Below are 13,439 nucleotides of genomic sequence, written 5' to 3'. Positions count from 1 at the left end.
TTGCTATTTATCGTCGAGAAGACGGGAAAGCTCAGCTTTTTCGCGATCTGACAACGGGCTTTGAACGTCAGGAACCGCATTTCGCCGACGAAAAGCAATCATTAAAGCAATACCACCGAACAGGAGTACGATCACGGGAAAGCCCCAGAGAATCGCTGTTTGTGCGTTGAAGCGTGGCTTTAAAAGAACAAACTCGCCATAGCGGTCGACAACAAAATCAACGACCTGCTTATCGGAATCGCCCGATGTCAGACGTTCGCGCACTAAAATTCGCAAATCACGCGCGAGTTCGGCATTGGAATCGTCGATTGATTCGTTCTGGCAGACCATGCAGCGCAACTCCGCCGAGATTTGGCGGGCACGTTTTTCAAGCAATGGGTCAGATAAGACTTCGTCGGGATTGACCGCAAAAGCGACGGACATGTGAAGCGCCAGAAAAAATGTCAGTAAAGCCGTGACGAACTTTCTGCCGATCTTCATATGGTCGCCCCCGCTTCTTTCGATGAGGCCTTACGCTGCTTCGACGGTGCGCCAACGCGCAAGCGTCGATCAGCAAGCGAGAAAATTGCACCTATCATCATCACCAGCGCACCGTACCATATCAGCGTCACATGCGGCTTCCACCATACACGCACGACGATAGAGCCATCACCCGGTTCATCGCCAAGAGCCACATAGACCTGACTGAACCAAAGCGTCTTGATACCCGATTCAGTTGTAGGCATCTGGCGCGCCGGGAAGAACCGCTTTGACGAGTGGACAATTCCGAGATCACGATTTGAGGAATCAAAAAGCGTGAAATCGCCGCGATTTTCGGTGAAGTTTGATCCCGTCAGCGGGCGCATACCTTCAAAACGCAGCGAATAATCAGCTGCCTTCGTTGTATCACCCGGACGCATAACCAGAACATTTTCAGTGCCATAAGTGGTTACACTTACGATCCCAAGTAGTGTGATACCAAGACCGATATGGGCAAGTGCGGTTCCGAAGACTGATCGTGGAAGACCTTTAAAACGTGACAGCGCTTTAACAGCCGAAACCTTGCCAATACCTGCCTTCAGCCAAAGGTCAGTAAGGCTGCCGACAATCAGCCATACGGCAAGACCTACACCCATCGCAGCGAGCACTGAATGAGAATTGCTCTGCCAAAGAACAATACCAACTGTAATAAGTGCCAGCGCAAAAGCCGTCATTAGTCGTTGTGCAACGCCGTAAAGATCGCCACGCTTCCACGCCAGCAACGGCCCAAAAGGCACCGCCATCAGCAGCGGGATCATCAACGGTCCGAAGGTCATGTTAAAGAAAGGCGCACCGACAGAAATCTTTTCGCCGGTCAGCACTTCGAGCAATAGCGGATAGAGAGTACCAATGAGAACGGTCGCTGCGGCGGTTGTGAGAAACAGGTTGTTGAAGACCAACGCACCTTCACGCGAAATCGGTTGAAACAACCCACCCGATGACAGGCTTTGTACGCGCAACGCAAAAAGTGACAGCGATCCACCGATGAAAATCGCGAGAATGGCAAGAATGAATAGTCCGCGTCCCGGATCGGTCGCAAAACTATGAACAGACGTCAGCACACCCGAACGGACAAGGAATGTGCCAAGCAGGGAGAGCGAGAATGTCAGGATCGCGAGCAGCACTGTCCAGATTTTAAGCGCTGAGCGCTTTTCCATGACAATGGCTGAGTGCAGCAGCGCCGTGCCAACCAACCACGGCATGAAAGAGGCGTTTTCGACCGGATCCCAGAACCACCAGCCGCCCCAGCCGAGCTCGTAATAGGCCCAGTACGAACCCATTGCGATACCGCCTGTGAGGAACATCCATGCGACAAGCGCCCAAGGGCGAACCCAGCGCGCCCATGCCGCATCCAGACGTCCTTCGATGAGCGCTGCAACAGCGAACGAAAAGCAAACCGAAAAACCGACATAGCCAAGATAGAGCAGCGGCGGATGGATCGCGAGACCAATATCCTGCAAAATCGGATTGAGATCGCCACCTTCGATCGGCGCGGGAACAATGCGCGTGAAGGGATTGGAGGTAAAAATGATAAACGCTAGAAATGCCGTTCCGATCCAGCCCTGCACACCCAGCACATTCGCGCGTAGAGTTTCTGGCAAATTGCCGGAAAAGGCAGCCACAAGCGCACTAAAGAAGCTCAGAATCAGCACCCAAAGCAGCATTGAGCCTTCATGATTTCCCCAGACGCCGGTAAACTTATAAAGCATCGGCTTTTGCGAATGAGAGTTCTCGACGACATTCAGCACTGAAAAATCGGAAACAACATAAGCAAGAGTCAGGACTGCAAAAGAAAAAGCAATCAGCGCGAAAACTGCAAGTGTTGTTGGAGCTGCAACGCCCATGAGCTGCATGTCGCGGCGCTGTGCACCAACCACAGGCACGATTGACTGAACCACTGACAATGCCAGTGCCAGAACCAGCGCGAAATGACCAATCTCGACATTCATAGGCTTTTTCCAGTTCCCATCATTTACCTTCCCAAACGCCCTTCTTTTTCAGGCTATCGGCGAGGTCTTTCGGGACATAATTTTCATCGTGCTTTGCAAGGACACTGTCCGCGCGAAAAATACCATCTGGTTCAAAGCGACCTTCTGCAACAACGCCCTGTCCTTCTCTGAATAGATCAGGGACAATGCCTTCAAAAACGACTTTGACGGTCTTGATTGTATCGGTGACTGTAAAACGAAGCTCACTCCCCTCCCGCACAACTGAACCTTCTTCGACAAGACCACCCAATCGGAATCGCGCGCCGGAAGTAATTTCCTGTTCCGTCAGATCGGCAGGCGTTCGGAAGAAACGAATATCCTGACTGAAAGCCATGAGCATAAGACCGACAGCAACCGCCAGCACGACCAGAGCGCCGCCAATCAGCATCAGTCGCTTACGCTTTCTACGGCTGACGCTGCGGGCCAGATTTCCGGCTTGCTTTATATTGCGTTCATTGCCTTCTGCGGTCGCACTCATTGCGTTGCGCTCCCTGCTTCCAAACCAAGCCCTGCGGCAAAACTTTTTAGCTCAACTTGCTGCTTGCTATCCAGCACCGCAACACCACGATTCAGCGCATCGACAGCTGCATCACGACGATCAAGGATCATGTAAGAGCGCACCAAACGCTTCCAGCCTTCAAGATCCGCGCCGTTTTCACGCAAGCTTTGATCGAGACGCTGAACCATGCCTTCAACCATCGCCTGACGATCTTCCGCATTCATAGAAGCAGCGGCATCGACATCCTCAGTGCTTGGCCCCTTTGCAGGTACTGATGGCGAATTGGTCGAATTATGGATAAAAGCAATCGCTTTTTCAATCTGTGAGCGCCAAGGCGCATCAGCTGGACCTTTATCGAGAAGGCTTTGCAAGCGCTTCACAGCCCCTTCTGAATTACCGTCCTGTAAATCGCCCTGCGCGAGATAATATTGCGGCCGAATATCGTCCGGGTTCAATGCTGATGCTTTGTTGAAAAGCCCTTCCGCTTCTGCCGTTACCGGACCACCAGATACAGCGATAAGCGCTTCACCGAGGCCGAGTACTCGCGGGAAATTCTCGCCTTCAAGCCGCATCGCCGCGCGATAAGCATTCACTGCGTCATTGCCCCGACCAATGCGCAGATAAATTGGTGCCAATACATCCCAACCACGCGCATCATTTGGATTTTGTGCCAGATGCGCTTCGGCGCGAGCGATCAACTCGTCAACGGAGCTGTTTTGCGGACTGTTTTCCAAGCGTGCAGCCAATGGCATTGATGGCACATCGGGAGCACCGAAAATTGGATAAACGCCCCACGCAATCAAAGGGACCGACAGCACCGATACAAAGCCAAGAATACGCCCTGAACGCGCCTGCTTGAAACTCGAAATCGCGTCTGAATTGCTTTTCTCAGCATTGAGAATTCGACGGGATATTTCAATCCGCGCCTGCTCCGCACTTGGCGCGTCGATCATGCCGCGTGCAGCATCGGCCTCGACCTCACGCAGCTGATCACGATAAACTTCCAGATCATTTTTTTCAGGGGGCAAAAATTCCTGCTTGTTCCGAGTAAGCGGTAACAAAACAATCATTGTAGCTGCAAAAGTCAGCACGGCGGCAGTCAACCAGAATTCCATGGCTGAGACTTAATCCCGGTCGGCATAAAAACCAACTCGAACAGTGCCGAATCCGGGCGACTAGGGCAATTCGCCGCAAAGAAATCATCGTAAAATGCAGCTTTTCAAGCATGCCCGCGCATAGAGGAAATAATAGCGATGCGCGGCGCGCATATCTAAGTGAAACGACTCACATATTTCCAAAGAATTATGTCAGGGGCGTCCAGCTTCCATCGGCGTTACGGCAGGCTGTACCACGCGCACTTTGCGGCGCCCCAGCTATTGTGAAACTGTGCGTATATTGGCGGCAATTCTGCGATCCGACCTGATAAGGCTGTGCGGCAGTGACGTCACCAGATGTCGAAGCGCTACCGCTCCATGAGACAACTTTGCCCGCCGGTGAATATTCAAGTGCACGATATTCTGCTTCAAGCGCTTTTTTACGATCAGCCGCAGTTAATTGCCCAACGGAACTGCCAAGCAAACCGTTACCCAACGATGCAAGAAGGTCCGGACGCGTTTCTGTCTTTGAAGAAAGACCGCCGAGTGATGTCAGCCCACCGCCCTTGCCACCGCCGGATGTTCCACAGGCAGAAAGCGTAAGCGCAATAGAAACAATCAAAAGCGAAGCAGAGAACTTGGAAACCATCATCATAATAAACCGGCCTTCATAAAGATAAGCATGCATATGATCGCAAAATGCAGCTGTCACCCTAACCTTGTAGTGAGCCTTTCGGCAAAAACAACTCTCAATCTTCAGTCAGCGGCAACACAACGCGTACTGCAAGCCCGCCCATAGTGCTTTTTGCTAGATGCAAACTTCCGCCATATTCGCGCACAGTATCCTGAACGATTGCCAAACCGAGCCCGGTGCCGGGCTTGGTTTCATCAACGCGATTACCCCGCTTTAATGCCGCCTCTATATTATCTGGCGCAAGTCCGGGACCATCGTCCTCAATCAGAACCTCAAACTGACGTTTCACATCGACCGCTGCTCGGAGCGTAATTTTTATACGCTTACGCCCCCACTTGCCTGCATTTTCAACAAGATTGCCAACGATCTCTTCGAGGTCTTCCTTCTCACCGGCAAAGACTGCACCCGGCAACGTATTCTTAAAACTGATATTGAAAGACGGATTGAGTTTAACCGTCACCCGCTTCATGCGCTCCAGAACTGGCGTAACTGGCGTTCTAAATACAACGCTATCGCGCTGCGCTGCAATGCGCGCGCGTTGCAGATAATGCTGTATCTGCACCTGCATCGCTTCGCTTTGTTCAAGAATAACGCGCCCCTGTTGGCCGCCAATGCTTCGCGCTTCGTTGGCAAGAACCGAAAGCGGTGTTTTCAGTGAATGCGCAAGATTGCCAACCTGCGTTCGGGAACGCTCAACAATGCGACGATTGTTTTCGATCAGCGCATTCATTTCTTTGGCAAGAGGCGCAATTTCAATCGGCAGCGATGTATCTAATTTGGCTGAGCGCCCTTCGCGAATGTCTGCAAGTGCCTGACGCACTTTATCAAGCGGGCGAAGTCCAAACAGAATAATGCCAGCATTGATGAAGACACTGCCAAGGCCAAAAATCGCAAGATAGAAAGCGAGCTTTTTCCGGAAGTCTGAGATTTCACTGATGACTTCACTCAGATTGCCCATCACGCGAAAGCGCGCAACACGATTATCATTATCCAGAACGACTTCGGTTTCGACAATATACAATTCTTCGCCATTCAACCCCGGCAGAGTGTAGCTGCGCATGAAAGAGCTGTCGAAAGGCACCTGCGATACAGGGATTTCTGGAACGAGGCGCCCAATTGACGATAGAGATTGCAGTTTGCCGCTCACATTTTTCGAAATGGGATCAACTGACCAATACCAGCCAGAAAGTGGACTGGAATAGCGCAACTCTCCAAGTTCCGGACGCCCTTGAAGAGTGCCATCTGGCGTTATGCTGACCGCGCCCACAAGACTGAACAGATGAGCCGTCAGCAAGCGCTCAAAATTGTTACGCGCTGCATCGCCATAAAGTGTGCTGATAAGTGTTGCGACGACGACAAGTGCGATAATCACCCACAGCGTCGAAAGCGTGACAACGCGGATAGCCAGCGAACGCAAAGGGGGAAAAACGCGAAGAAGCTTCAGTTCCCGCTCCCTTTCACATCTCCCTGCCCATCGGACCGAATACGATAGCCCATGCCGCGCACAGTTTCGATCAGATCAACGCCCATTTTCTTACGAAGGCGACCGACAAAAACTTCAATCGTATTGGAATCGCGATCGAAGTCCTGATCGTACAAATGCTCAACCAACTCAGTCCGAGAAATCACCTCATCCATATGATGCATGAGATAAGAAAGCAGCCGATATTCATGTGACGTGAGTTTAAGCGCCACGCCGTCTACGCTTGCCTTAGACGTCTTGGTATCAAGATGAAGTGCACCGCAGACCAGCTCAGAAGATGCATGGCCTGCCGCGCGCCGGATCAGTGCGCGCAATCGCGCCATGACTTCTTCAATATGAAAAGGTTTAGCCACATAGTCATCGGCACCGGCGTCGATACCGGCAACCTTATCGCTCCAGCGATCACGGGCTGTCAGCATGAGAACTGGCATTGCACGGCCATCGCGCCGCCAGCGCTCGACAACACTGATCCCGTCCATCTGTGGCAGACCTATATCGAGGATCACCGCATCATAGGGTTCGGTATCGCCGAGATGATGGCCTTCTTCACCATCGAAAGCGCTGTCTACGACGTAGCCTGCGCTCGCCATAGCATCCGAAAGCTGCCTGTTGAGATCTTTATCGTCTTCAACGATCAGAATACGCAAGCCATATTTCCTTGCTTATTGCCGTAGCAAAGCCGCTTATTGTGCGGGTACAGCCACTTCAACGCGACGCGGACGTTCACCATCGCGCCCTGGTATAAGCACCACGACCACACACATGGCTCGGCCATTCTGCGTTGTCGGCGTTGATTTAGCCAGTTGACCGCCCTGCGAGGCAGCCACTTGTTCGCCAACTGCGGCGCAATCAGCTGCGGCAGCGACAAAGACGTTTGATTTCTGAGGCGTCGCAATTGGCAGGGCACCGGCACTGACCGGCAACAGACCAATGCTAACGGCCAGAAGCGCGAAAATTTTGAGAGCAGGGTTCTGTTTCATCATGTCCCTTATATAGCGCCTGTCAGCTGAACGATGCATGAACAATGCAGTTCATTGAAGGACACAAAGGAAATTAAGCCCATAAAATAGCAAATGCCTCGTATTGAAACAGCCACTATTTAAACCATTGTTTTTACACATAAGATCATCCGGAGCATCCGTCAATATTCCGGGATCAAGCATATTCAATAACCCTGCTATCACGGTTTATAAAATTATGAAATGCGCGAAGTTGCCCCTATCCGACCAAAAATGGCGACAAGGCCAGCGAATGCGGTAGCAAGTTGCAGCAATACATCAGTCAGCGCACCGTGATCCACGGTTTCGCTGACAAGACCAAACGCTCCGGCAAGCGACAGAAACAACGCGACAAGTCCAGCCCAGACAGTGCGCGAAAGATACCAGGCTTTATCATCAGTCATGAATTATCCTTTTCTATTAGGAATTGCTCAGAATTTCGATTGAGGCAAAATCGCCAGCACCGACCCTTGTGCTCAGCATCGCAATCCGAACTTCAAAAGGGCTGCTTCCAACTTCTGCAAGTCTTGCAGCACTGGGATATGTCCACGATGCAGTGGATACTTCTATGGTCCTCACGCGCACTTCTGACTGCCAGACTTCCACACTGTAGCTCTCTCTATCCTCGCCAAGTGGAATGTCTGCCCCCATCCAATTATCGGCATCAACTCGCCCACGTCTGATCCAGTTGAATGACAGATCACCATTGCTGAGCTGATCAACCTTCAGATGCACAGGACTCAGTGGCCTCAATGCCTGCAAACCACCAATGGTTTTGACCGTATCGAAATATTCATCAGAAAATGGCTTACCTGCCGCGCCTACGCGCCAATTGAGTTCCAGCCCGATTTCCGATGGTGTCAGGCCTATGCTCTGCACGCCGCCGTCAAATAGAATAAACGGCGTACCGGCTGGTTTTTCGAGCCATGCTGCCGTTTCAGTGCCAAGCTGCCCACGCAGAAGTTTGCTTAACCGCCAGCGATTTTTTCCGATTTCTTCAGCTTCCAAAAACTGAACCACCTCCCATTTTTCATCCAGCGATTTGATTATCGCCATATTCGCCCCATTGAGGATTTGAGCGAGCGGCTTTGATTGCAATTCACCCGAATAGAGTGCCAGCTCAATTGTCTGCGCGCCAATCATGCGTCCGCTGGGGCCGCCTTCTAATGGTGCGGTCAGTTCACCCATCACCGCACGCTCCGTGATGAGGCTGCGCTCAGCAAAGCCATCGCCGGTTGGAGAGGCATAGGCCACCACCCCTCGCCATGGCTTTGCATGAGCGGCAACGCGGAACTGACCAACTGGATCTTCTGCGCCAGGCCATAACGGCAAATCAATGAGATGGAAAATCGGTTTCATATCCGAAACCGGCTCACCTGGAGGAAGCTGCGGCGACTCTCCCCTATCTGCAAAAACAATATTCGGTGCCAGGGCCACAGCTTTTACCGCACGCACTTCGCCGTCTTCCAGCGACGAAACGATGTAGTTGCGGCCACCGCCCAGCATATCAACTCGCACCCGGTCGCCAACATGAAGCGCCGCCTCAGACCAAGGCAGTGAGAAACTTGCAGTCCGGCGCTCAGCATAGCGGCGCGCCATCCAAGCCTCTGCGAGAGCGCTCGCCTGCCCCGGCTCCATGGAGCCGGACAAGCTGAGGCTTTCGGTGCCTTGTCCCGTATCGCGTCGCACCGATGCGCCAACCACCTGAAAATCACGCAATGGGTCGTTGCAGTAGAGCTCTGCCACCGAAGGTAAATCACCCGGATCTTCAAGAACCGCAGTCAGCGCTTCGCCATCGGCCGGTTCAACAAGCGTCGCCGTAACGTCAAGAACAGGAGCTGCGCGACCAATGCTACGGAACACAAATTGGCCTGCCTGCTCAAAACCATGAATACCAAACACATTCATCAACGGTTCCAGCACACCGCGCGCTGTACTTGGCTCCCCAATAACAAAACCGGTCAGATGACCATCAACACCCGAGCAGTCGGCATCCGGCAAACCGAAATCCGCAAGAACGGCAGCGATAAGTTCATCCAACGCTATTCCGCTCAAGCGGCCATTGAGCCAATGGCCTAGCCGCCAATTTGGCGTGTCGCCCCACACGTCACTTTTCAGCGGAAATTCCGGGAACGGTCGCGTGTCCCAGGACCAAAGATAGATGCGATCCATGTCGAGCATCGGCCCACCGTAGACGGGGGAAACCGGATTATGCTCCGGCCAATACTGATAATGCGCTCGCAAAAAGCGATCCATGGCGATGTCGGAGCGTGTACCATTCGAGAAATAGGGCGTCGCATTTTCCGAAGATTTCGGGTCAGGGAAAACATTGGGCTGGTTTGGTCCTTTATCGACAGCCGGACAACCGAGTTCGGTAAACCAAACGGGCTTGGATTGCGGCACCCATGCCGTTGGCGTCAGAGTCTCGGCGCCATCCACGCGGTTATAATGCGGATTGCTCCACCACGAACGAATATCCTTGTAGCGATAGACCCATGGCTTGCCTGCAAGACCATCGGTAATGGGCGTGCGCTTTCGCTGTTCCCGATCTTCGTGACTTCCATAGTACCAGTCAAAGCCTTCACCCGCTTCGACGCTATTGCTCAGGCCGTTGAGGTCGTACGCGCCTTCAAAACCGTCCGGGTTGCCGCCCTCAAGATCATCATCACGCCAATCGGCCAGCGGCATATAATTATCGATACCAATCGCATCGATTGCCGAATGTGCCCATAATTGATCAAGGCTGAAATAGAGATCGCCCGTGCCGTCCTGCGCCTGATAACCAAAATATTCGGTCCAGTCCGCACCGTAACTTATGCGGCAGTCTGGCCCCAGTCTGGTGCGCATTTCGGCAGCCAGTGCACAAAGATGCGCGACGAAGGGGAAAGCATCGCGACTTTCGCGAATACTGGTCAGGCCGCGCAGTTCAGACCCCAGCAAAAATGCATCAACCCCACCAGCTTGCACTGCAAGACTCGCACAATGATTCAGAAAGCGCCTGTAACCCCATGTTCCATTGACGAAAGCTTCGACCTGATTGGCGGCCTCTGCGGTCCTATCGGGAGAGCCTGCAACGCCAATGGCAGGGTGGCAGGTGATGCGTCCACGCCATGGATAGACGGATTGCCCGTTTCCACCATCAGGGTTTGGCAATTGGTTATCCGCAGGAATATCCATCATGATGAAAGGATATAGCGTGACCTTCAAGCCACGCGCTTTCGCATCACGTATCGCATCAATCACACTCTGATCCGATGGTGTGCCACCATAGGCAGCGCCCTCGCCACTCGTGGAAATCAAATGCGCACCGCTACGCGTTACGTTCTCAACTTTCCAAGTCTGACTTGATGATGACGAACTCTGATGTGTCACGCCTGGCCTGATCTGACATAATCCTGCGCGCAAGTCGTCGCCGAACCACGGCAAGACGATCGCCACGTGCTGCAACTGAGGGCAAAGCGCCTGCAGCTCATCCATGGCTACAGTCCAATCGCCGCGTCCACGTTTTGCATTGCGGTTCAGTGTCCGACGCTCACCCAATACCATCTGATCGGTAACAGGCGTTGGTGACAGGCCAAACTCTGTCGAGCCGGGAATGAGTGCTATAGCACGCACATCGCGCGCAACCTTTCCGATCGGCCGCAGAACCTCAAACTGAAATTGCGGTAGTCGATTGCCATAGACATCAAGCGGTATACGCTCGAAAACCACATAGGCCGTTCCGCGATAGGCCGGAGCATTTCCTGTACCCTGTTTCGCTTCGATCAATGGATCGGGCTGCTGCGTATCAGTGCCATGATAAACACGCATTTCGATCTCGGTATGATCAAGCTCCTGCCCGTCGGCCCAGACACGGCGAATGCCAGCAATTTCGCCTTCCGCGATCGCATAAGCCATATTGCCGAAATAGCTATAGGAGGTAACTTTCGGCCCACCCTTTCCGCCCTGCCGCTCTGTGGTTTTCTTTTCCTCAAAACGTGTCGCCCAGATTAATGTGCCGGAAAGCCGTGCCGTGCCATAGACGAATGGCAAAGCCGCCCCTTCTTCGGCTGTCGCAATGCGGCCGCTATTGAGGCGTGCGCCTTCCATATGACGGGTCGAATTGATGATGGCCGTATCAATGGCATAGCCACCCATAGCGCCAAGTCCCGCGCCAATGGCAGCACCCACAGGGCCAAAAATACCGCCAACGGCAGCGCCCACCGCTTGCAGAACAACAGTCGCCATTGCTTAACTTTCTGATTCAGGGAAAATAAAAATTCCGGCGATACGCTTGCGCCATTGCGGCACCAGTGCCGAAGACATGACGCGATGCCCCTCATAGGCATGGATAAAGCGATTTTCACGCGTCATGATGCCAAGATGCTTGGCCGCAACATCGGAACGCCAACGAAAGATAAGCAGATCGCCCGGCTGCGGATCACCCCCGCTGCGCGGCTGCATGTGCCGGGATGCGGCCTCTAACAGCGGTTCACCCATCGCTGCCTCAGCCCAATCCGGCGCATAGGCAACGGGTATTTCCGGCTCCACACCATAAAGCGCACGCCAGATACCGCGCACCAGACCAAGACAATCACAGCTTACGCCGCGTGTGGAAGCACCGTGTCGATAGGGCGTGCCAATCCAGCGCTCCGTCTCGGTGAGAACTTTGTCAGCAATATTCATGGGACCAGTGCGCTCCCATCATATTCATTGCCACTACTGACATAGGCGAAGGCGGCATCATTTCCGGGAAGGTGTGGGAAGCCGCGAAAATTCGTGCCATTGGCAAACTTCGCCTTACAGGTGGCAAAGCTCTTGTCACAACCTGCAACTAGTCGAAAACCGTCACCCGGTTTTGCAGCCAGCACTGGTGGCTCTGTAAGGCTCAGAGCGTTGCCGCTCTGTGCGACAACACGCACCGATGCACCCCGATTGTCACCACTTGTCCATGTCAGTCGCCCCTGCGTAAACCAGTCGCTGGCAAAACCTTCAAGACCCGCGACGCTCAGCGCAGCACCCTCTGCACTGGTCACAGAACCATTCACAAAGAAGTGCGGATCGCTGATATTAACGCCGCAGCGCTGATCACCCAACACGGCATCGCACTGTCGCAGAACACGCCTTCCGCAAACAGCATCAAAGGCTGCCGCTGCACCCTTTAGTTCCATGACAAAACGGCCGCCTGAGCGCGTGATCGCCCCAACCGTCCAGCGACGCAAAAGCATATGCTGGTCCGGCCTATTCCAGTTTACGAGATAGGTTTCAACCACAGCACCATCATAGCGCCCCTGCTCAATATCCGCTTCACTGATACGTGCCGAAGACAACACACCTTCGACATCGCCGCCCGCGATGGAAAGACCAAGTGTTGTTGTGGCTTCGCTACTGTTAAGACCCGTCAGCGGTTCGCAGGAAACCCCATCGAGATCAAACCTCCGGTCATGGTCCGTAAAGCCCATCACCACCTGATCGGAACGTCTGATAAGCCATGCAAAGCAATGGCTTGTTACGTCGCCCTTCAGATGTGATTCAAGTTGCGCAGGGACAGGGATCATGCCTTGACCTCGATGATAGGAATTGACGGAATTTCACCCGCCTGAAAGGAGACAATGCTTGCTGTCAGCCGATCTGTGTCGAAGCGGACCGGCACATCGAACAGAAAGCCAGCCGTCACCTGAGCGCCCTCCACTGGCACATAATCCGAGGTAAAAGAGACAGTTCCCGTGGCATGATCGAGCGTATAAGCTTCCCCCTCGTTGAGTTTTGCGCCATTAACGCCGACCAGCACCGACCCGATGACAGGACGTGTGACCGGGCGACTGTAAGTGTCATATTGTTTGGCAAGCTGGTAGCCCACTGTAACACCGTCACCGGTTCCGATGCGCTGATCATTATGTGAGGGTGCGGCAGTTCCGTTTGCTGAGGAAAAATCAAACGGATCGCGAAAGCGGAAGGCATGCAATGATCCCCGTCGTGCCTCAAAGAAGGCAAGCACAGTTTTCAGATCATCCAGCGAGCGCAAGCCCGTGCCCGCATCGAAATGCCTGCGTGAATGCGCCCAGCGTGCATTACGTTTTTCCATGCCTGATGTGAGCGTTACAATTTCATTGCGCCATTCGGTTCCGGTGGTGGAACCGAATGATACGCCAAGCGGAAAACGGACATCGTGAAACGCTTCCATC

Annotated in this window: 13 protein-coding genes; all 13 read right to left on the bottom strand. The window is 53.3% G+C overall.

Annotated elements, in window-relative coordinates; all coding sequences use genetic code 11:
- Positions 1-3: 3 nt before the first annotated feature.
- The 13 genes from U2P60_RS12710 to U2P60_RS12650 all read right to left on the bottom strand — a co-directional run bounded on the left by U2P60_RS12710 (position 4) and on the right by U2P60_RS12650 (position 13,438).
- Positions 4-480 carry a cytochrome c-type biogenesis protein gene (locus U2P60_RS12710; RefSeq protein ID WP_413572904.1) on the bottom strand — a complete coding sequence of 159 codons (477 nt, stop codon included), beginning with the start codon at positions 478-480 and terminating at the stop codon, positions 4-6.
- A complete protein-coding gene (locus U2P60_RS12705) occupies positions 477-2,468 on the bottom strand; it encodes a heme lyase CcmF/NrfE family subunit (protein ID WP_413572903.1) in 1,992 nt (663 codons plus the stop codon). Before U2P60_RS12705 ends, U2P60_RS12710 begins: the two co-directional genes overlap by 4 nt.
- A gap of 19 nt (positions 2,469-2,487) precedes the next feature.
- Positions 2,488-2,985 carry a cytochrome c maturation protein CcmE gene (gene ccmE, locus U2P60_RS12700; RefSeq protein WP_313828199.1) on the bottom strand — a complete coding sequence of 166 codons (498 nt, stop codon included), beginning with the start codon at positions 2,983-2,985 and terminating at the stop codon, positions 2,488-2,490.
- A complete protein-coding gene (gene ccmI / locus U2P60_RS12695) occupies positions 2,982-4,121 on the bottom strand; it encodes a c-type cytochrome biogenesis protein CcmI (protein WP_313828198.1) in 1,140 nt (379 codons plus the stop codon). Before ccmI ends, ccmE begins: the two co-directional genes overlap by 4 nt.
- Positions 4,122-4,308: 187 nt before the next feature.
- Positions 4,309-4,755: a hypothetical protein gene (locus U2P60_RS12690; protein WP_313828612.1), complete on the bottom strand. Its 447-nt coding sequence runs from the start codon at positions 4,753-4,755 to the stop codon at positions 4,309-4,311.
- 94 nt (positions 4,756-4,849) lie between these two features.
- The gene (locus U2P60_RS12685; RefSeq protein WP_413573781.1) at positions 4,850-6,160 is read right to left on the bottom strand and encodes an ATP-binding protein; all 1,311 of its coding nucleotides are present in this window, start codon (positions 6,158-6,160) and stop codon (positions 4,850-4,852) included.
- A 74-nt stretch (positions 6,161-6,234) separates the two neighbouring features.
- A complete protein-coding gene (locus U2P60_RS12680) occupies positions 6,235-6,924 on the bottom strand; it encodes a response regulator transcription factor (protein WP_313828197.1) in 690 nt (229 codons plus the stop codon).
- 36 nt (positions 6,925-6,960) lie between these two features.
- Positions 6,961-7,257 carry a hypothetical protein gene (locus tag U2P60_RS12675; protein ID WP_313828609.1) on the bottom strand — a complete coding sequence of 99 codons (297 nt, stop codon included), beginning with the start codon at positions 7,255-7,257 and terminating at the stop codon, positions 6,961-6,963.
- A 215-nt stretch (positions 7,258-7,472) separates the two neighbouring features.
- Entirely contained in the window at positions 7,473-7,679 is a 207-nt protein-coding gene (locus U2P60_RS12670) for a hypothetical protein (protein WP_413572902.1), read from the bottom strand.
- A 16-nt stretch (positions 7,680-7,695) separates the two neighbouring features.
- Complete coding sequence (locus U2P60_RS12665) at positions 7,696-11,502, bottom strand: glycoside hydrolase/phage tail family protein (protein WP_413572901.1); 3,807 nt, start codon at positions 11,500-11,502, stop codon at positions 7,696-7,698.
- 3 nt (positions 11,503-11,505) lie between these two features.
- Entirely contained in the window at positions 11,506-11,940 is a 435-nt protein-coding gene (locus tag U2P60_RS12660) for an NlpC/P60 family protein (RefSeq protein WP_413572900.1), read from the bottom strand.
- Positions 11,937-12,812, bottom strand: a complete 876-nt coding sequence (locus U2P60_RS12655; protein ID WP_413572899.1) for a DUF2163 domain-containing protein — start codon at positions 12,810-12,812, stop codon at positions 11,937-11,939. The genes U2P60_RS12660 and U2P60_RS12655 overlap by 4 nt, the downstream gene beginning before the upstream one ends.
- Positions 12,809-13,438: a TIGR02217 family protein gene (locus U2P60_RS12650; RefSeq protein ID WP_413572898.1), complete on the bottom strand. Its 630-nt coding sequence runs from the start codon at positions 13,436-13,438 to the stop codon at positions 12,809-12,811. The genes U2P60_RS12655 and U2P60_RS12650 overlap by 4 nt, the downstream gene beginning before the upstream one ends.
- Between the last annotated feature and the right edge of the window lies 1 nt (position 13,439).

Source organism: Brucella sp. H1_1004 (assembly GCF_047308065.1).
GTDB lineage: Bacteria > Pseudomonadota > Alphaproteobacteria > Rhizobiales > Rhizobiaceae > Brucella > Brucella pseudogrignonensis_B.
The sequence above is the reverse complement of the archived record's forward strand: the minus strand, read 5'-3'. Positions and strand labels throughout refer to the sequence as shown.

What these genes read in the sequence shown, in the direction of transcription:
- U2P60_RS12710 (WP_413572904.1), bottom strand. Translation starts at nt 480, where the DNA reads ATGAAGATCGGCAGAAAGTTCGTCACGGCTTTACTGACATTTTTTCTG.
- U2P60_RS12705 (WP_413572903.1), bottom strand. Translation starts at nt 2,468, where the DNA reads ATGAATGTCGAGATTGGTCATTTCGCGCTGGTTCTGGCACTGGCATTG.
- ccmE (WP_313828199.1), bottom strand. Translation starts at nt 2,985, where the DNA reads ATGAGTGCGACCGCAGAAGGCAATGAACGCAATATAAAGCAAGCCGGA.
- ccmI (WP_313828198.1), bottom strand. Translation starts at nt 4,121, where the DNA reads ATGGAATTCTGGTTGACTGCCGCCGTGCTGACTTTTGCAGCTACAATG.
- U2P60_RS12690 (WP_313828612.1), bottom strand. Translation starts at nt 4,755, where the DNA reads ATGATGATGGTTTCCAAGTTCTCTGCTTCGCTTTTGATTGTTTCTATT.
- U2P60_RS12675 (WP_313828609.1), bottom strand. Translation starts at nt 7,257, where the DNA reads ATGAAACAGAACCCTGCTCTCAAAATTTTCGCGCTTCTGGCCGTTAGC.
- U2P60_RS12670 (WP_413572902.1), bottom strand. Translation starts at nt 7,679, where the DNA reads ATGACTGATGATAAAGCCTGGTATCTTTCGCGCACTGTCTGGGCTGGA.
- U2P60_RS12665 (WP_413572901.1), bottom strand. Translation starts at nt 11,502, where the DNA reads ATGGCGACTGTTGTTCTGCAAGCGGTGGGCGCTGCCGTTGGCGGTATT.
- U2P60_RS12660 (WP_413572900.1), bottom strand. Translation starts at nt 11,940, where the DNA reads ATGAATATTGCTGACAAAGTTCTCACCGAGACGGAGCGCTGGATTGGC.
- U2P60_RS12655 (WP_413572899.1), bottom strand. Translation starts at nt 12,812, where the DNA reads ATGATCCCTGTCCCTGCGCAACTTGAATCACATCTGAAGGGCGACGTA.
- U2P60_RS12650 (WP_413572898.1), bottom strand. Translation starts at nt 13,438, where the DNA reads ATGGAAGCGTTTCACGATGTCCGTTTTCCGCTTGGCGTATCATTCGGT.